The organism is Streptomyces spinosus (genome assembly GCF_020400655.1).
Classification (GTDB): domain Bacteria; phylum Actinomycetota; class Actinomycetes; order Streptomycetales; family Streptomycetaceae; genus Streptomyces; species Streptomyces argyrophylli.
Map to the genome: position 1 here is coordinate 29614 of NZ_JAINRC010000012.1, position 17396 is coordinate 47009.

The following is a 17396-nucleotide window of genomic DNA, read 5'->3' on the forward strand; positions in this document are numbered from 1 at the left end:
TGATGCGAAGCAGCGGCAGCGGCAAGAGCGGCGGGCGCGGTAACTACCGCGGCGCAGGCAACGACAGGGACCAGAAGCAGGGGCAGGGCCGGCCCCGCAAGCCCCGCCCCGAGGAGCGCCGCTACGACGTGGGCCCGGGGGCCACCAAGGACGGCCCCAAGGCCGGGCGCGGCGGTGCCGCGCGGGGAGGGGCCAAGGGCGGCCCGAAGCGGTCCCCGCAGGGCGGCCGTACGGCCCCCTCGCGCTCCCGCGAGTACGAGACGCGGGTCGAGGAGCGCAACCGGGAGCGGTACGCCGGCAAGAAGGACGTCAAGCTGCCCAAGACCTTCCCGGGCGCCGAGCAGGAGGGCGAGCGGCTGCAGAAGGTCCTCGCGCGCGCGGGCTACGGTTCCCGGCGGGCCTGCGAGGAGCTGATCGAACAGGCCCGGGTCGAGGTGAACGGCGAGATCGTCACCGAGCAGGGCAAGCGGGTCGACCCGGAGAAGGACGAGGTCAAGGTCGACGGCCTGACGGTCGCGACCCAGTCGTACCAGTTCTTCTCGCTGAACAAGCCCGCGGGCGTGGTCTCCACGATGGAGGACCCGGAGGGCCGGCAGTGCCTCGGTGACTACGTCACCAACCGCGAGACCCGGCTCTTCCACGTCGGCCGGCTGGACACCGAGACCGAGGGTGTCATCCTGCTCACCAACCACGGTGAGCTGGCCCACCGCCTCACGCACCCCAAGTACGGCGTGAAGAAGACCTACCTCGCGCACATCGTCGGCCCGATCCCGCGCGACCTGGGCAAGCGGCTGAAGGACGGCATCCAGCTGGAGGACGGCTACGCGCGCGCGGACCACTTCCGCGTGGTCGAGCAGACCGGCAAGAACTACCTGGTCGAGGTGACCCTGCACGAGGGCCGCAAGCACATCGTGCGCCGGATGCTGGCCGAGGCGGGCTTCCCGGTCGACAAGCTGGTGCGCACCGCCTTCGGTCCGATCACCCTGGGCGACCAGAAGTCGGGCTGGCTGCGCCGTCTGTCCAACACCGAGGTCGGCATGCTGATGAAGGAAGTCGACCTCTAAAAGCGCCTTGCCGTGATCACCGTCCCCCTTTACTGTCATGGTGACGATAAAGGGGGACGACGCATATGCCCAGACAGCCGGCGACCGGAGCACTCCTCGGCCTCGCCCTCGGGGACGCCCTCGGCTACCCGACCGAGTTCAAGACCGTGCCGCTGATCCTCTCGATGTTCGGGCCGTGGCGGCAGATGCTGCTGCCGGAGCGCGCCCGGGTCTCCGACGACACCCAGATGACCCTCGCCGTCGGCCGCGCGCTCGCCACCGCCCTGGGACGCGGCCCCCTCGCGCCGAAGCGTCTGGAACGGCCCCTGCGCGAGGAGTTCGTGGACTGGTACCAGTCGCCCGAGAACAACCGGGCGCCGGGCAACACCTGCCTGACCGCCTGCCATCTGCTCACGGCGGAGGGCCGCGCCTGGCAGGACGCCAGCCAGACCGGCTCCAAGGGCTGCGGCGCCAACATGCGGGTCGCCCCGATCGGGCTCGCGCCCGGCCTGACCGGCGAACAGCGCGCCGGCGCCGCCCAGTTCCAGGCCGCGCTCACCCACGGCCACCCCACCGCGCTGGCCGCTTCCGACCTCACCGCCCACGCCGTCCACCTGCTCGCCCGGGGCACCGACCCCGCCGGACTGGTCGGGCGGCTGCGCTCCTACGCCCTCGAGAACCGCACCCGTTACCACCACACCTGGCTCGGCGACCTGTGGACCCGCGCGCAGGACCCCGGCCCCGAGCAGTTCATCGCACGCGGCTGGGACGAGTGCCTGGAGATCCTCGGCAGACTCCAGGAGGCCGTACGGACCGTCTCCCCGGAGACCGATCCCTGCCTGGCCACCGGTGAGGGCTGGATCGCGGAGGAGGCCCTCGCGACCGGACTGCTGTGCTTCCTGCTCTTCCCCGACGAGCCCGTCACCGCCCTGCGCCGGGCCGCCTGCACGGCCGGTGACTCCGACTCCGTCGCCTGCCTCACCGGCGCCTTCGCCGGCGCCTGGCTGGGCGCCGGGGCCTGGCCCGCCGACTGGGCGGAGCGCATCGAGTACCGGGGCGACCTGTTGGCCCTGGGAGCGCTCTGGGACGCTTGAGCCCATGATCGACGATCTCGACATGGACCTGACCTCGGTGGTCGCGGAACAGCCCGACCCCCTGCTGTTCGCCACCGTCTGCGGAGCCCACCTGTACGGCTTCCCCTCGCAGGACTCCGACGTGGACCTGCGCGGCGTCCACCTGCTGCCCGCCGCCGACCTCGTCGGGCTGCGCGAGCCGGAGGAGACCCGCTCGCGGACCTGGGTCCACTACGGCGTCGAACTGGACCTGGTCACCCACGACCTGCGCAAGTTCGTACGGCTGATGCTCCGCCGCAACGGCTACGTGCTGGAGCAGCTGCTCTCGCCCCTGGTCGTGCACACCTGCGAGGCGCACCGGGAACTGGCCGCCCTGGCCCCCGGCGTCCTCACCGGCCACCACGCGCACCACTACCGGGGGTTCGCGGTGACCCAGTGGCGGCTGTTCGAGAAGACCGGCGAACTCAAGCCGCTGCTCTACACCTTCCGCGTGCTGCTCACCGGCATCCACCTCATGCGCAGCGGCGAGGTCCAGGCCCATCTGCCGACGCTGCTGGACGAGGTGGGCGGCCCCGGCTACCTGCCCGAGCTGATCGCCGCCAAGCGGGAGCGGGAGCACGGCAAGGCCGACGTCGACCATGCGCGCGTGGAGGCCGACGTGGAGCGGCTGCACACCGCGCTGGACGAGGCGCAGGCCGGTTCAGTCCTGCCCGACACGGGCGCTGCCCAGGACGCCCTGCACGACCTGGTGGTCCGGCTCCGCCTCGAGGGCTGAGGCCCGGCGCACCCGGTGGAGGAACGCGGACACGCGCGCGTGGTCCGGCTCCGGCGGCAGCGGGCTGCCCGGCAGCGCCTCCTCGGCCTCGTGCGCCAGCCGGACCATCCACGCCTCCACCCGCGCCCACGGCACCTCGCCGTGCTTGACCGCCAGCAGGCGCCCGCGCCGCTCACCGACGTCGATCCGCAGCTCGCCGGTGCGCAGCAGGTCCCGTGCGCTCATCAGCAGGCGCAGCAGGTGCATCGCGTGCTTCCAGCGCGGGGCGCCCGTCGTGCGGACGTCGGCGTCGAGCTTCCTGCGCTGGCCGAGGGCGTACCGCGTGAAGGTGCCGTACGCCTGCCGGGACAGGAAGGCGCCGCGCAGGGACAGCAGCTCGCGGCCTGTGTCGTCCACGTGCTCCACCAGCGGGGAGTGCAGGCACTCCAAGATGTTCGGGTTGCCGCGCAGCGCCAGCTCGCAGAACCGTTCCAGCTCCCAGGAGAACCGCTCCTCACCCGGCCCCTCCACATGCGTCGGCGGCTTGTCGAACCGCCAGAACAGCGGGGTCGGGGCCAGGAACACCCCGCGCCGGTCGGTGTCGCTGGCGTCCGTCGCCAGGCCGAAGGCGCGGGAGCCCATGACACAGGCGTAGACCGTGTGGTCGCGTACGAGATCCTCGGGCCGCATCCCCGGAGCGTACGCGGCGCCCCTCAGGTCAGGCGGATGGTTTTCCCCTCCACCTTGATCGGCCGCTTGGGCAGCGGCCTGGTCGCGGGGCCGTGGGCCACCGAGCCGTCGGCGATGCGGAACCTGCTGCCGTGACAGGGGCAGTCGATGGTGCCGTCCGCCACCTTGTTCACCGTGCAGCCCTGGTGCGTGCAGATCGCGGAGAAAGCCTTGAAGTCACCCTTCTTCGGCTGGGTGACCACCACCTTCTCCTCCTTGAACACCCTGCCGCCGCCCTCCGGGATGTCGCTCGTCGCCGCCAGCGCCTTCCCGCCGGCACCGGACTCCTGCGGGGACGACGCCGGCGCCGAAGCCTGGGCCGACGCCGACCCCGAGGCCGACGTGGTCCCGCCGCCCTCCTTGCCGCCGCATCCCACACATCCCAGGGTGAGCGCACCGGCGCCCGTGGCGAGAACCGTCCGCCGTGTCGCTGGCTGGGGCATGTCAGACCTCCGTACAGACGTGCGTATCGGTGGATACCGGAACTCTCGCATCGTCTCAGCGAGCGAGCGGCGCACGCCCGCCCCGCGCGGGCTGACTACGCTGGACGGACCAAGAACGGAACACGCACGTCAGCGAGGAGCAGCGCCGTGGCGGTACGAGCGGTCCGCGGGGCCGTCCAACTGGAGCGGGACGAGGCCGGTCACATGGAGGAGCGGGTCGGTGCCCTGCTCACCGCCGTCCTGGAGCGGAACGGGCTGACCGCCGACGACCTGATCAGTATCTGGTTCACGGCCACCCCCGACCTGCACAGCGACTTCCCGGCCGCCGCCGCCCGCACGCTCGGCATCGTGGACGTCCCCCTGATCTGCGCCCAGGAACTGCACGTCGAGGGCGCCATGCCCCGCGTCGTGCGGATCCTCGCGCACATCGAGTCGGACAAGCCGCGCGCCGACATCGCCCACGTCTACCTCGGCGCCGCCGCGGCCCTGCGCAAGGACATCGCCCAGTGAGAACCGCACTCGTCATCGGAACCGGCCTCATCGGCACCTCCGCCGCCCTGGCGCTCACCCAGCGCGGCGTCACCGTCCACCTCGCGGACCACGACCCCGAGCAGGCCCGCACGGCCGCCGCGCTGGGCGCCGGCACCGACCAGGCCCCCCAGGACCCGGTCGACCTGGCGATCGTGGCGGCCCCGCCCGCCCACGTGGCCCGGGTCCTCGCCGACGCCATGCGCCGGGGCGTGGCCCGCGGCTACGTGGACGTCGCGAGCGTCAAGGGCGGCCCCCGCCGCGAACTGGAGGCGCTCGGCCTGGACCTCGCCGCGTACATCGGCACGCACCCCATGTCCGGCCGTGAGAAGTCCGGCCCGCTGGCCGCCACCGGCGACCTCTTCGAGGGCCGCCCCTGGGTGCTCACCCCGACCCGGGACACCGACACCGAGGTGCTCAACCTCGCCCTGGAGCTGGTCTCGCACTGCCGGGCCGTCCCGGTCGTCATGGACGCCGACGCCCACGACCGCGCCGTCGCCCTCGTCTCCCACATGCCCCACCTGGTGTCCAACATGGTCGCCGCACGCCTGGAGCACGCCGAGGAGGCCGCCGTACGGCTGTGCGGGCAGGGCATCCGGGACGTGACCCGGATCGCCGCCTCCGACCCGGGCATGTGGATCGACATCCTGTCCGCGAACCCGGGACCGGTCGCCGACCTGCTCTCCGACGTCGCCGCCGACCTGGACGAGACGGTGCGGGCCCTGCGCGCCCTTCAGTCCTCCGACGAGGCCAAGCGCGGCGAGGGCACCGCCGGGATCGAGGACGTGCTGCGCCGCGGGAACGCGGGCCAGGTGCGGGTACCCGGCAAGCACGGCAGCGCCCCGCGCGCGTACGAGACCGTCGTCGTCCTCATCGACGACCAGCCCGGCCAGCTGGCCCGCATCTTCGCCGACGCGGGCCGGGCGGGCGTCAACATCGAGGACGTCCGCATCGAGCACGCGACCGGGCAGCAGGCCGGTCTGGTCCAGCTGAGCGTCGAACCGAAGGCGGTGCCCGTGCTGGAGGAGGCACTGCGCGAGCGGGGCTGGGCGCTGCGCCGGTAACACCCGGTGAGGGCGCCTCCCGCGAGCCAGTAACCTTGTGCGGGGCGCCCTCGCGCCCCGGACCCCGCTCCCCACCCTTCACCAGGAAGGTGCCCTCCCGTGGAAAACGGCGCCGCCCCGACCGCCAAGCCCGTGATCGTCGCGATCGACGGTCCCTCCGGCACGGGCAAGTCGAGCACGTCGAAGGCCGTGGCCGCCCAGCTCGGCCTCAGCTACCTGGACACCGGTGCCCAGTACCGGGCGATCACCTGGTGGATGGTGACCAACGGCATCGACCTGGAGGACCCGACCGCCATCGCGGCCGTCGCCGGCAAGCCGGAGATCGTCTCCGGCACCGACCCGGCCGCCCCGGCCATCACGGTCGACGGCGTCGACGTGGCCGGCCCGATCCGCACCCAGGAGGTCACCTCCAAGGTCAGCGCGGTCAGCGCGGTCCCCGAGGTGCGCGCCCGCATCACCGAGCTCCAGCGCTCCCTGGCCGCCGGCGCGGCGAACGGCATCGTGGTCGAGGGCCGGGACATCGGTACGACCGTCCTGCCGGACGCCGACTTGAAGATCTTCCTCACCGCCTCCCCGGAGGCCCGCGCGGCCCGCCGCAGCGGCGAGCTGAAGGGCGCCGACGTCGCCGCCACCCGCGAGGCTCTGATCAAGCGGGACGCGGCCGACTCCAGCCGCAAGACCTCGCCGCTCGCCAAGGCCGGCGACGCCGTCGAGGTGGACACCACCGAGCTCACCCTCGCCCAGGTCATCGAGTGCGTCGTCACCCTGGTCGAGGAGAAGCGGGCCGGGAAGTGAGCCGTCGGCCGGTCGCGTCGGAGCGGGGCGCCGAGATCGGGCGGCGCATCGGCGTCGGCCTGATGTACGGGCTGTGGCGGCCGCGTGTGCTCGGCGCCTGGAAGGTGCCGGCCACCGGCCCGGTGATCCTCGCGGTGAACCACTCCCACAACATCGACGGCCCGATGGTCATGGGCGTGGCACCCCGGCCGACGCACTTCCTGATCAAGAAGGAAGCCTTCGTCGGCCCGCTGGACCCCTTCCTGACCGGCATCGGCCAGCTGAAGGTGGACCGCGCCGCCGCCGACCGCACCGCGATCGGCCAGGCCCTCGACGTGCTGGCGGCCGGGGGAGTACTGGGTATCTTCCCGGAGGGCACCCGGGGCGAGGGCGACTTCGCCGCGCTGCGGGCCGGGCTGGCCTACTTCGCGGTCCGCAGCGGGGCGCCGATCGTCCCCGTGGCCGTCCTGGGAAGCGCGGAGCGTCCCAGCCGGTTGACAAAGGCGCTGCCGCCGCTGCGCTCCCGCGTCGACGTCGTCTTCGGCGACCCGTTCCCGGCGGGCGACGGCAGCGGGCGGCGTACGCGCAAGGCGCTGGACGAGGCGACCGAGCGCATCCGCAAGCAGCTCACCAGCCACCTGGAAAACGCCAGGCGCCTGACCGGGCGCCGGGCGACACTTGAGTAGTGGATCAGCCGCGGTACAGCGGTCCACCGATCACCACGAACGAACGAGGTACGGACTTCATGAACGACGACATCCAGCCCGACGGCTCGGACGTGTACGACAACGCGCACGAGTACGAGCACGGGGCTCTCGGCGACGCCGAGTACGCGCAGTTCATGGAGCTCGCCGCGGAAGAGGGCTTCGACATCGAGGACGTCGAGGGCGCCATCGAGGCGGCGGGCCACGGTCCGCTGCCCGTGCTCGCCGTCGTCGGCCGCCCCAATGTCGGCAAGTCGACACTGGTGAACCGGATGATCGGCCGCCGTGAGGCGGTCGTGGAGGACCGGCCGGGCGTCACCCGCGACCGCGTCACCTACGAGGCCGAGTGGGCCGGCCGCCGCTTCAAGGTCGTCGACACCGGCGGCTGGGAGCAGGACGTCCTCGGCATCGACGCCTCCGTCGCCGCCCAGGCCGAGTACGCGATCGAGGCGGCCGACGCGGTCGTCTTCGTGGTCGACGCCAAGGTCGGCGCGACCGACACCGACGAGGCGGTCGTCCGGCTGCTGCGCAAGGCCGGCAAGCCGGTCGTGCTGTGCGCCAACAAGGTCGACGGCCCGAGCGGCGAGGCCGACGCGGCCTACCTGTGGAACCTGGGCCTCGGCGAGCCGCACCCGGTCTCGGCCCTGCACGGCCGCGGCACGGGCGACATGCTCGACGCCGTCCTCGAGGTCCTGCCGGACGCGCCCGAGCAGTCCTTCGGCACCGCGATCGGCGGCCCCCGCCGCGTGGCCCTGATCGGCCGCCCCAACGTCGGCAAGTCCTCGCTGCTGAACAAGGTGGCCGGCGAGGAGCGCGTCGTCGTCAACGAACTGGCGGGCACCACCCGCGACCCGGTGGACGAGATCATCGAACTCGGCGGCAAGACCTGGAAGTTCGTGGACACCGCCGGTATCCGCAAGCGGGTCCACCTCCAGCAGGGCGCCGACTACTACGCCTCGCTGCGCACGGCCGCCGCCGTGGAGAAGGCCGAGGTCGCCGTCGTGCTGATCGACGCCTCCGAGTCCATCTCCGTGCAGGACCAGCGGATCATCAGCATGGCGGTCGAGGCGGGCCGCGCGATGGTCATCGCCTTCAACAAGTGGGACACGCTGGACGAGGAGCGCCGCTACTACCTGGAGCGGGAGATCGAGACCGAGCTGGGCCAGGTCGCCTGGGCGCCCCGGGTCAACGTCTCGGCGCGCACCGGCCGGCACATGGAGAAGCTGGTCCCGGCGATCGAGACGGCGCTGGCCGGCTGGGAGACGCGCGTGCCCACGGGCCGGCTGAACGCCTTCCTCGGCGAGCTGGTCGCGGCCCACCCGCACCCCGTCCGGGGCGGCAAGCAGCCGCGCATCCTGTTCGGCACCCAGGCCGGCACCAAGCCGCCGCGGTTCGTGCTCTTCGCCTCCGGCTTCATCGAGGCGGGCTACCGGCGTTTCATCGAGCGCCGCCTGCGCGAGGAGTTCGGCTTCGAGGGCACCCCGATCCACATCTCGGTGCGGGTGCGCGAGAAGCGCGGCGCGAAGAAGAAGTAACGGCGGTACGACGAGGAGGGCGGCCCTGGAACACCAGGGCCGCCCTCCTCGTCCGTGTGCCCGTCACGCGCTCCGGCGCGGCCCCGGCGGCAGGGCGGCCGCGGCCGGCACGTGCTGCATCCCCGTGTCGTGCTGCCGGCCCAGCGTGCCGACCCGCTGCCACTGCGACTGCTGCCGGGCGCTGTAGGCCCCCGCGCTGTAGGCGCTGTAGGAGCTGCTGAACGAGCCCGCCCGGTGCCCACCGTGCCCACCGTGCCCGCCGTACGTGCCCGAACCGTCCGGGAAGTCCCCGAAGGCGCTGAACCCCAGCTCCTCCTCACCGCTGCGGTCCCCCGGCAGTGTGCGGAAGGTCCTGACCCACTCCGCGTAGAGCGAGTCGTAGATCGGCGTGGCCGAGGACCCGCCGGACGGCTCGTGCGCCGCCCGGGCGGACGGCACGGAGGAGAAGGACCGGCGGGGAGGAGTGTCGTATGCGTGCACGTATGTCCAAACGACCGTAACCGGAAAGAGATGCGGCCGGACGGCTCACCGGGGCTCAGGTGCCCGCGAGGGGGAGCGCGGCGGCGACCAGCCGGCCGCCCGCGGCGGCCTTGTCCAGCGCGTCCCGCAGCAGGTCCTCCCGGGGCTGGCGCCCGATGGACCCGACCGGCGCGGCGAACATCAGCACCTGCTGGTGCTTGTTCGCGGCGGCCCGCCAGCTGTCGGTCACCTGGAGCGGCTGGTGCGCCTGCCACCAGGCCACCGGCTGCCCGCCGGCCGCCGACGGCTGGAGCACCGCGTGCAGCTGGCCCACGGCCAGCAGGACGGACCAGCCGTGCAGCACCGGCGGGACGGACGCCAGCTCGGTCACCGGCATGAAGCCCTGCTCGATGAGCAGCGGCAGGAAGTCGTCGCCCGTGCCGGTGGTGCCCGGACGCACGATCGGCGAGGTCGGCTCGACGACGAGCGCGGGGTGCAGTTCCCCGTCGACCAGGACGAGTCCGCTGGTCACGCCGAGCACCGCCTGCTCGGGCACGGAGGTGCGCGGCTCACCGCCGGCCGGGTCGCCGCCGACGGCGCCGATGGAGCGGACGGCGCCCTGGAGCTGCTCCTCCGTCACCTGGACGACCTGCGAGGGCAGACAGCTGGCGTGGGCGAAGGCGAGGACGGCGGTCTCGTCGCCGACGAACAGAACGGTGCTGGTGCGCTCCTGCTCGGAGTCGCCCGGGGTGCGACAGGACGTGCAGTCGTAACTGCCCGGGGCGTTCTCTCCGGCGAGCAGCCGGTCGGCTTCTTCGTCGCCGATCTCGGCGCGTACGGCGTCGCTGACGTCGAGCATGCGCGGCACGGGTGGCTCCCTCGGGATGCGGTGCTGGGTCGGCCGGGTGGCTCCCGGCCGATGAGCCCCGGGGTTCCGGGCTCATGAAGAAGACAACGGGCGTCCTGTGGTGGTGGTCACGCCTTGGGGGCGACCGGTTCGCACCTTCCACCGCGTACGGTCACCTGGGGTGCGGAATCGAACACTCACCGTCAACTCCGTCCGGCGTCAAGGAACTTGAACGGGTGATGTGGGTCACAGGTCGCGTCGGCCGATGGTCGACACATCATGAAATCAACGGATGTAGTGGGTGGCCGAAAATCGCCGATACCCGGGGTAACAGGCAAGTGGCCTGGAACGACGGCGAGTTGGTTGATTCCCCCCGCTCGACCTCCTTACATTCCTCCGCCGTGTGCAACGAGCACCGCTCGGGTACGTCCGCCGGCCGGCACCAGGCAGCGCAGGATCGCCGACACCGGTCACGGCGGACGGGGCGGGCGCGAGGAACCGCGGTCCTGCGCGGTGAGCGCGCCCCGCCTCGGGGGAGCCCGGGTTCGTGGAGAGGGAACTACATGTCCGAGTGTGCCGATACCACCCGCAGCACCGCCCGTCCCGACGGCGCCCGGCCCGATGACGCCCGTCCCGACGGCGCCCGCAAGGGCCGTACCGCGGCCGCGCTCGCCGGAGCCGCCCTGCTGGCCCCGCTGGGACTGCTGGCGGCGACCGGCAACGCCGCCGCGGCGGACAACGGGGTGTGGGACCGCATCGCCCAGTGCGAGAGCGGCGGCAACTGGCACATCAACACCGGCAACGGCTACTACGGCGGGCTCCAGTTCTCCGCCGGCACCTGGCGCGCGTACGGCGGCACCGCCTACGCCCCGACGGCCGACCAGGCCTCCAGGAGCGCGCAGATCGCCGTCGCCACCAGGGTCCAGCAGGCCCAGGGCTGGGGCGCCTGGCCGGTCTGCTCGGGCCGGGCCGGAGCCTTCGGCGCCGCCCCGGCGGCGGCCCGCACCGGCTCCTCCGGCACGGCGGCCCGCACCAGCGGCCCGGCGACGAAGTCCGCGCCCACCCGGTCCACCCCGGCGCAGGCGCCGGAACGCCCCGCGGCCACCACCCACCGTGGTGCCCCGCACGGCGGCTACACCGTCCGCCAGGGCGACACCCTGAGCACCATCGCGACCCGGCACGGCACCACGTGGCAGCGGATCTACGCCGCCAACAGGGCCGTCATCGGCGACGACCCGAACCTGATCGTGCCCGGGCAGCGCCTCGCGCTCTGAGCCCGGCCCGCAAGACGGACGGCCGCTGCTCCCCTCGAGGACAGCGGCTGTCCGCGTGTCCTGGCACACTCGGGCCCATGTTGGAGACCTCGGCACGGCTGCTGCGCCTGCTCTCGCTGCTCCAGGCCCACCGCGAGTGGTCGGGACCGGAGCTGGCCGAACGGCTCGGCGTCACCCCGCGCACCGTCCGCCGGGACGTGGACCGGCTGCGCGAACTGGGCTACCCGGTCCACGCCAGCCCCGGCACCGGCGGCGGCTACCAACTGGGCGTCGGCGCCGAGCTCCCGCCGCTGCTGCTGGACGACGACGAGGCCGTCGCCGTTGCCGTGGGCCTGCGCACCGCCGCCGGACAAGGCATCGAAGGCATCGGCGAAACCTCCGTACGGGCCCTCGCCAAGCTGGAGCAGGTGCTGCCGCACCGGCTGCGCCGCAGGGTGAGCGCCCTCAACGCCTTCACCGTGCCCATGCTGCGTGGCGGCCCGCCGGTGACCCCCGTCGACCCGGCCCTGCTCACCGAACTCGCCCACCTGTGCCGGGACGCCGAGCGGCTGCGGTTCGCGTACCGCACGCACGAGGGCGCCGACAGCCGCCGTACCGTCGAACCGCACCGGCTGGTGTGCACGGAGTGGCGCTGGTACCTGGTCGCCTGGGACGTCGACCGGGCGGACTGGCGGACCTTCCGGGTGGACCGGATCACGCCCAGACCGCCGCACGGGCCGCGCTTCACCCCGCGCGAGCCGCCCGCCGAGGACCTCGCCGCCTACGTGTCCCGGGGCGTCTCCACGCGCGCGTACCCCGCGCACGCCACCGTCCGGCTGCTGGTGCCCGTGCAGCAGGCCGCCGAGCGCGTCTCGCCGTCCTCCGGGACGCTGGAGCCGGACGGCCCGGACGCGTGCCTGCTGCGCTGCGGCGCGGCGAGCCTCGACGTGATGGTCGTTCACCTGCTGATGCTGGGCCTGCCGTTCGAGGTGATCGAGCCGGCCGGGCTGACCGACGCCGTCAGGACGCTTCGGGACCGGCTTGATGGCGCTTTGGCTCGGGCTGCGGGGCCTGGGCCGCGTACTCCGGGTGATGCAGGTCGAACGCCGGGGACTCCGAGCGGACCCGGGGCAGGGTGACGAAGTTGTGCCGGGGCGGCGGGCAGGACGTGGCCCACTCCAGGGAACGGCCGTAGCCCCAGGGGTCGTCGGTGTCCACCCTCTCCCCGTACACCGCGGTCTTCCAGACGTTGTAGAGGAACGGCAGCGTCGACAGGCCCAGCAGGAAGGAGCCGATGGTCGACACCGTGTTGAGCGTGGTGAACCCGTCGGCCGCCAGGTAGTCGGCGTACCGGCGGGGCATCCCTCCGGCGCCCAGCCAGTGCTGCACCAGGAACGTGGCGTGGAAGCCCACGAACAAGGTCCAGAACTGGATCTTCCCCAGCCGCTCGTCCAGCATCTTGCCCGTGAACTTCGGCCACCAGAAGTAGAAGCCGCCGAAGACCGCGAAGACGACCGTGCCGAAGACCACGTAGTGGAAGTGGGCGACGACGAAGTACGAGTCCGTCACGTGGAAGTCCATCGGCGGGGACGCCAGGATCACCCCGGTCAGCCCGCCGAACAGGAACGTCGCCAGGAAACCCATCGCCCACAGCATCGGCGTCTCGAAGGACAGCGAACCCTTGATCATCGTGCCGGTCCAGTTGAAGAACTTCACCCCCGTCGGCACCGCGATCAGGAACGACATGAAGGAGAAGAACGGCAGCAGCACCGCGCCCGTGGCGAACATGTGGTGCGCCCACACCACCATGGACAGCCCGGTGATCGCCATCGTCGCGCCGACCAGCGTCAGATAGCCGAAGATCGGCTTCCGGCTGAACACCGGGATGATCTCCGTGATGATCCCGAAGAACGGCAGCGCGATGATGTAGACCTCGGGGTGCCCGAAGAACCAGAACAGGTGCTGCCACAGCAGCGCCCCGCCGTTCGGCGCCTGGAACACCTGCGAGCCGAACCGCCGGTCCGACTCCAGCACCAGCAGCGCCGCCGCCAGCACCGGGAACGCCATCAGGATCATGATCGACGTGAAGAGCGTGTTCCAGGTGAAGATCGGCAGCCGGAACATCGTCATGCCCGGGGCGCGCATCCCGATGATGGTGGCGAGGAAGTTGACCGCGCCGAGGATCGTCCCGAAGCCGGCCAGGGCCAGGCCCATGATCCACAGGTCCGGTCCGACGCCGGGGGAGTGCCGGGCGTCGTTGAGCGGCGCGTAGGCGAACCAGCCGAACGCGGCCGGACCGGTGGGCACCAGCAACGAGCTCAGCACGATCAGCCCGCCGAACGCGAAGAGCCAGTACGACAGCATGTTCAGCCGGGGGAAGGCCACGTCGGGGGAGCCGATCTGCAACGGCATCAGCTCGTTGGCGAAGCCCGCGAAGCTGGGGGTCGCGAACAGCAGCAGCATGATGGTGCCGTGCAGCGTGAACAACTGGTTGTACTGGTTGTTGTCCATGAGCTGAAGCCCCGGCCGGGCGAGTTCCGCGCGCATCAGCAGCGCCATGACCCCGCCCGCCAGGAAGAACCCGAAGCCCGTGATCAGGTACAGGTGGCCGATCTTCTTGTGGTCGGTGGTCGTGAGCCAGTCCACCACCAGCCGGCCGGCCCTGGCCCGCCGCACCGGCAGCGCCGGCGCCCCGGCGGTCTCGGTTCCCATCGCTCGCTCGCCCCTTCGCATCGTCGCGCCCGCGCCCGCGGCTCCCGCGGCGCGCGCACCCGTGAGCTGCCGCCCTGGGGCTCGCCGGGCGCGCGCTCCGACAGGGCGCGTCCGGCGGTTGTGTGCTGAATCCGTGAATTTCCCATGTGGCGTCAGCTGCCGTGGCACCACTGCGGATTGCGCGGGGAATCGCGGCCCCGGGCCCGCCCCGATCCCCACTGCGGCACTTTCCGCCGGGTAATTCGAAGCGGCCCTCCGACACGCGTGAATTCTGTTCGAATACCCCGGTGAGCCCAACGGAAACCCTCGTTCGTGTGACACCCGCCGTCGCGGCCGATGATGTGACCGCGGCCGAAACGGGCTCGCAGTGGCTGTGACAGAAGTGTGACGGCAGCCGGATACGGCTCTTACCCGTCCGTGCCCGGCTTCCGTCACCGCCGGTCGCGGCCTAGCGTTGCCGCATGGCACCGATTCCCACTCCGTCAGCGGAGCCCCAGGACAACCCGGACGGGTACGTCGGCCTCGAAGCGGCGCACGCCGAACGGCTCGCGCGGCAGCGCGGCTGGTCGACGGTGCGGTCGCTGCCGCCGGGCGCGATCATCACCATGGAGTACCGGGCCGGACGGCTGAACTTCGAGGTGCGGGACGGCCGGGTGGCCCGCGCCTGGAAGGGCTGACGACCCGTTTTCGGCCCCCGTACGCCAAAAGGCCCCGCTCCACGGCAGGAGCGGGGCCTTCGTCGTGGCGCGGGGCGGTGGTGCGTACCGGAACCCCGGGCCGGTGGCGGCCGTCAGTTGCCGGTCAGCGGCCGGGCCGGCTGGGACGTGCCGCGCGGGAGACGGTCGGCGTGCGGCGGGCGGCGGCTGCCCGCCGGGGTGACCGGGGTGCGTTCCGAACGGGCCGTGTGCGGACCCGGCGCGAGGTGCGCCAGGCCCCGCGAGGACCGGGTGGAGGCCACCGGCTCGCGGGCCGGCACCGGCTGTTCGGCCGGCAGGCCGCGCGGCTTGAGCGGCACCGGGGCGACCGGCACGGCCGGTTCGGGCGCGGGCAGGCCGCGGCGGGCACGCCAGCGGTCGCGCAGGTCGAAGAGGCCCAGCTCGGCCTTGGCGATCAGCGGCTCGAACCAGGGCAGGGCGAGCAGGATCAGCAGACCGGCGGCCCAGCCCAGCAGCACGTCGCTCAGCCAGTGCGTACCGAGGTAGACGGTGGTGAGCCCGACGCCGAGCGAGGTGACCGCGGAGAGGGCCGACAGCCAGCGGCGCGCCGTCGGGGTGGAGGCCAGATACGCCAGGATTCCCCAGGTCACCACGGCGTTGGCGGTGTGGCCGCTGGGAAATATATCGCCGCCCAGGCCCATCTCGTTCGAGCCGATCACGGTCGCGTAGTGCGGACCGAGCCGCCCCATGCCGAGCTTGGCGGCGCCGACCGTGATGTTCAGCAGGAGCAGTGAGGTGGCCAGGGTGAGCAGCGGGCGCAGGGTGTGCTGCCGCCAGGAGCGCCAGCCGAGCCAGGCCGCGACCATCACGGCGGTCGGGCCGCGCTGGCCCAGCACCACGTAGTAGTCGAGGAAGGCGTGGATCTCGGGCCACTGCTGGTACGGCCGGAAGAACATGACCTGCCAGTCCAGCCGGACCAGCCAGGAGGTCGTCACCACGGCCCACACGATCGCCAGGTAGAAAGCCAGGGTCGCGGAGAACAGAACGACCCGGTGCCGGCTCATCCTCGGCACATCGATGTGGGCCGGTCGTTCCGGCTCACGGTCCAGTCTGGCGAACACCCGGTCCAGACGCCGGGTGAGGTTTCGTTCGGTACGCACCCAATCGACGTTACAGCGAGTGAGCGGTGTTCCCGGTCGAAACAGCGTCTTTGTGATGACGATGTGATGTGGGAAACCTCTCAAGGGCGGCCCGAATTCTCGGGATTCCGCAATCCTGTGAGTCCGATCGGGCCAATTCCTTTGATCATGCCGGGTGTTGTTTATATGGCGCTTATGAATGTGTTAACCCGGACCTGGCACGCAATTCTCCGGGGCGTCATCGGACGGCCCGGCCGGTCACGGCGGCCCGGTGCCGTTCAGCCAGAAGGCCCCGTAGACCGCCGCCGCGACCGCCAACCCCGCCGTGAGCAGGGCCGATCGGGACGTACGCGGCCGGGCCAGGGCACGGGCGAGCGGCAGCAGCAGCGGGAAGGCGGGCATCAGCAGCCGCGGCTTGGAGCCGAAGTAGCTCGAAGCGCACAGAGCGAGGGCGAGCACGACGCCCGTGTAGACCAGCAGTTCGACCGGCTGGCGCGCGCGGACCCCGGTGACGTACAGCCAGATCAGCAGGGCCACCCCGGCGATCAGGCCGAGTCCGGCGAGAGCGGACGGAACCGACGTGAACTTGTCGGCCACGAAGCGGGCGAAGGCGTAGCCGCCGTCGAACCCGTTGCGCCATCCGGCTTGCACGTCCAGGTAGCCGAGGGGGCCCTTGCCGGTGCGGTGGCCGACCCAGAGGACGTAGCCGGCGGCCCCGAGCGGAGCGAGCAGCATGCCGAGCGCGCGCCGCCGGCCAGGGGCGTACGGGGTGACGGGCGCGCCGGGTCCCAGCGCGGGCGCGTGTTCGCCATCGTGCGCGCCTGGCGCGTGCCGCGTGCCGCGCTCTCGCCCGAACGAGACCACCGCGTCGCGCTCCCGCCTTGACGGGACCGACGTGTCGCGCTCCTGCCTTGACGGGACCGACGTGTCGCGCTCCTGCCTTGACGGGACCGACGTGTCGCGCTGCCGTCTGAACGAGAGCGCGCCCGCCACCCACACGGCGGCGACGACCGCCGCCCCCACCGGCCGGGTCAGTCCGGCCAGGGCCGCCAGCGTGCCCGCGCCCACCCAGCGCCCGGTCAGCACCGCGTAGAGCGACCAGGCCGCCAGCGCCGTGAACAGCGACTCGCTGTACGCCATCGACTGCACGATCCCGACCGGCAGCACCGCCCACAGCAGCACCGAGCACACCCCGGCCCGGGGGCCGTACACCCGGTCCGCGACCGCGAAGATCCCGGCCGCGGCGGCGAGCGAGGCCACCAGGCTCACCACGAACCCGGCCCCCGCGTACGACAGCGGCGCGACCGCGTGCAGCAGCCGCTCCAGCCAGGGCAGCAGCGGGAAGAACGCGAGGTTGGAGTGGACGTCCCCGTTCGGCAGCCGCACCTCGTAGCCGTACCCCAGCTCGGCGACCCGCGTGTACCAGAGCGAGTCCCAGCGGGCGGTCAGCAAGGTGAACGCGTTCTTGCCGCGCGCGGCGCTCCACACCGCCAGCACCCCAAGCCCCAGGGCGCGGACCGCCGCGTAGCCCAGGAGGGCAGGAGCGGCCCGGCGCAGGAGAGGGGCACGGGTCGGGGCCACGCGCGTCGCGGGATCGGTCACGGGCTCGATTATCGACCGCGCGCTCCACCGGACCTCCCGCCGGGTCGGGGTCAAGAGGGGCGGACGTGGGGTACGCCACAC

18 protein-coding genes are annotated in these 17396 nt (G+C 72.4%); 11 read left to right on the forward strand and 7 right to left on the reverse strand.

Going from position 1 to position 17396, the window contains the following annotated elements:
* The first annotated feature begins 2 nt into the window (after window positions 1-2).
* The 3 genes from LG395_RS22675 (at window position 3) to LG395_RS22685 (ending at window position 2891) form a co-directional block, all read left to right on the forward strand.
* Window positions 3-1064: a pseudouridine synthase gene (locus LG395_RS22675; protein ID WP_171157710.1), complete on the forward strand. Its 1062-nt coding sequence runs from the start codon at window positions 3-5 to the stop codon at window positions 1062-1064.
* A gap of 65 nt (window positions 1065-1129) precedes the next feature.
* Window positions 1130-2137 carry an ADP-ribosylglycohydrolase family protein gene (locus LG395_RS22680; protein WP_225811024.1) on the forward strand — a complete coding sequence of 336 codons (1008 nt, stop codon included), beginning with the start codon at window positions 1130-1132 and terminating at the stop codon, window positions 2135-2137.
* Window positions 2138-2141: 4 nt separating this feature from the next.
* Complete coding sequence (locus LG395_RS22685; RefSeq protein ID WP_225811025.1) at window positions 2142-2891, forward strand: nucleotidyltransferase domain-containing protein; 750 nt, start codon at window positions 2142-2144, stop codon at window positions 2889-2891.
* Here LG395_RS22685 and LG395_RS22690 read toward each other — a convergent pair.
* A complete protein-coding gene (locus tag LG395_RS22690) occupies window positions 2817-3560 on the reverse strand; it encodes a nucleotidyltransferase domain-containing protein (RefSeq protein WP_225811026.1) in 744 nt (247 codons plus the stop codon). The two genes, LG395_RS22685 and LG395_RS22690, sit on opposite strands and share 75 nt — an antisense overlap.
* Window positions 3561-3583: 23 nt before the next feature.
* Window positions 3584-4042, reverse strand: a complete 459-nt coding sequence (locus tag LG395_RS22695) for a Rieske (2Fe-2S) protein (RefSeq protein ID WP_225811027.1) — start codon at window positions 4040-4042, stop codon at window positions 3584-3586.
* Between the two features lie 147 nt (window positions 4043-4189).
* Between LG395_RS22695 and aroH the strand changes: the two genes are divergently transcribed.
* From aroH to der, 5 genes are all read left to right on the forward strand, one after another.
* Window positions 4190-4552 carry a chorismate mutase gene (gene aroH, locus LG395_RS22700; protein WP_225811028.1) on the forward strand — a complete coding sequence of 121 codons (363 nt, stop codon included), beginning with the start codon at window positions 4190-4192 and terminating at the stop codon, window positions 4550-4552.
* The gene (locus tag LG395_RS22705) at window positions 4549-5634 is read left to right on the forward strand and encodes a prephenate dehydrogenase (RefSeq protein ID WP_225811029.1); all 1086 of its coding nucleotides are present in this window, start codon (window positions 4549-4551) and stop codon (window positions 5632-5634) included. The genes aroH and LG395_RS22705 overlap by 4 nt, the downstream gene beginning before the upstream one ends.
* A gap of 99 nt (window positions 5635-5733) precedes the next feature.
* The gene (gene cmk / locus LG395_RS22710) at window positions 5734-6429 is read left to right on the forward strand and encodes a (d)CMP kinase (protein WP_225811030.1); all 696 of its coding nucleotides are present in this window, start codon (window positions 5734-5736) and stop codon (window positions 6427-6429) included.
* Complete coding sequence (locus LG395_RS22715; RefSeq protein WP_372463459.1) at window positions 6426-7094, forward strand: lysophospholipid acyltransferase family protein; 669 nt, start codon at window positions 6426-6428, stop codon at window positions 7092-7094. Before cmk ends, LG395_RS22715 begins: the two co-directional genes overlap by 4 nt.
* A 59-nt stretch (window positions 7095-7153) precedes the next feature.
* Window positions 7154-8647 carry a ribosome biogenesis GTPase Der gene (der, locus tag LG395_RS22720; protein WP_171157726.1) on the forward strand — a complete coding sequence of 498 codons (1494 nt, stop codon included), beginning with the start codon at window positions 7154-7156 and terminating at the stop codon, window positions 8645-8647.
* A 63-nt stretch (window positions 8648-8710) separates the two neighbouring features.
* Here the strand turns inward: der and LG395_RS22725 are convergent, their stop codons facing one another.
* Both LG395_RS22725 and LG395_RS22730 read right to left on the reverse strand, forming a co-directional pair.
* Window positions 8711-9127 (reverse strand): hypothetical protein, encoded by a 417-nt coding sequence (locus tag LG395_RS22725; protein ID WP_225811031.1) that lies wholly within the window; start codon window positions 9125-9127, stop codon window positions 8711-8713.
* A gap of 55 nt (window positions 9128-9182) precedes the next feature.
* Window positions 9183-9974, reverse strand: coding sequence for a DUF8842 C-terminal domain-containing protein (locus LG395_RS22730; RefSeq protein ID WP_171157730.1), 792 nt, complete (start codon window positions 9972-9974; stop codon window positions 9183-9185).
* A gap of 542 nt (window positions 9975-10516) precedes the next feature.
* Here LG395_RS22730 and LG395_RS22735 point away from each other — a divergent pair.
* Together LG395_RS22735 and LG395_RS22740 are read left to right on the forward strand one after the other, a co-directional pair.
* Window positions 10517-11227 (forward strand): LysM peptidoglycan-binding domain-containing protein, encoded by a 711-nt coding sequence (locus LG395_RS22735; protein WP_225811032.1) that lies wholly within the window; start codon window positions 10517-10519, stop codon window positions 11225-11227.
* A 77-nt stretch (window positions 11228-11304) separates the two neighbouring features.
* A complete protein-coding gene (locus tag LG395_RS22740; protein WP_225811033.1) occupies window positions 11305-12345 on the forward strand; it encodes a helix-turn-helix transcriptional regulator in 1041 nt (346 codons plus the stop codon).
* Here LG395_RS22740 and ctaD read toward each other — a convergent pair.
* Window positions 12227-13918, reverse strand: a complete 1692-nt coding sequence (gene ctaD / locus LG395_RS22745) for an aa3-type cytochrome oxidase subunit I (RefSeq protein ID WP_171157736.1) — start codon at window positions 13916-13918, stop codon at window positions 12227-12229. The genes LG395_RS22740 and ctaD overlap by 119 nt on opposite strands.
* Before the next feature lie 461 nt (window positions 13919-14379).
* Between ctaD and LG395_RS22750 the strand changes: the two genes are divergently transcribed.
* A complete protein-coding gene (locus LG395_RS22750; protein WP_171157738.1) occupies window positions 14380-14595 on the forward strand; it encodes an I78 family peptidase inhibitor in 216 nt (71 codons plus the stop codon).
* Between the two features lie 113 nt (window positions 14596-14708).
* Here the strand turns inward: LG395_RS22750 and LG395_RS22755 are convergent, their stop codons facing one another.
* The gene (locus LG395_RS22755) at window positions 14709-15734 is read right to left on the reverse strand and encodes a phosphatase PAP2 family protein (RefSeq protein ID WP_171157740.1); all 1026 of its coding nucleotides are present in this window, start codon (window positions 15732-15734) and stop codon (window positions 14709-14711) included.
* A 237-nt stretch (window positions 15735-15971) separates the two neighbouring features.
* Window positions 15972-17315: a glycosyltransferase family 39 protein gene (locus LG395_RS22760; RefSeq protein WP_225811034.1), complete on the reverse strand. Its 1344-nt coding sequence runs from the start codon at window positions 17313-17315 to the stop codon at window positions 15972-15974.
* Between the last annotated feature and the right edge of the window lie 81 nt (window positions 17316-17396).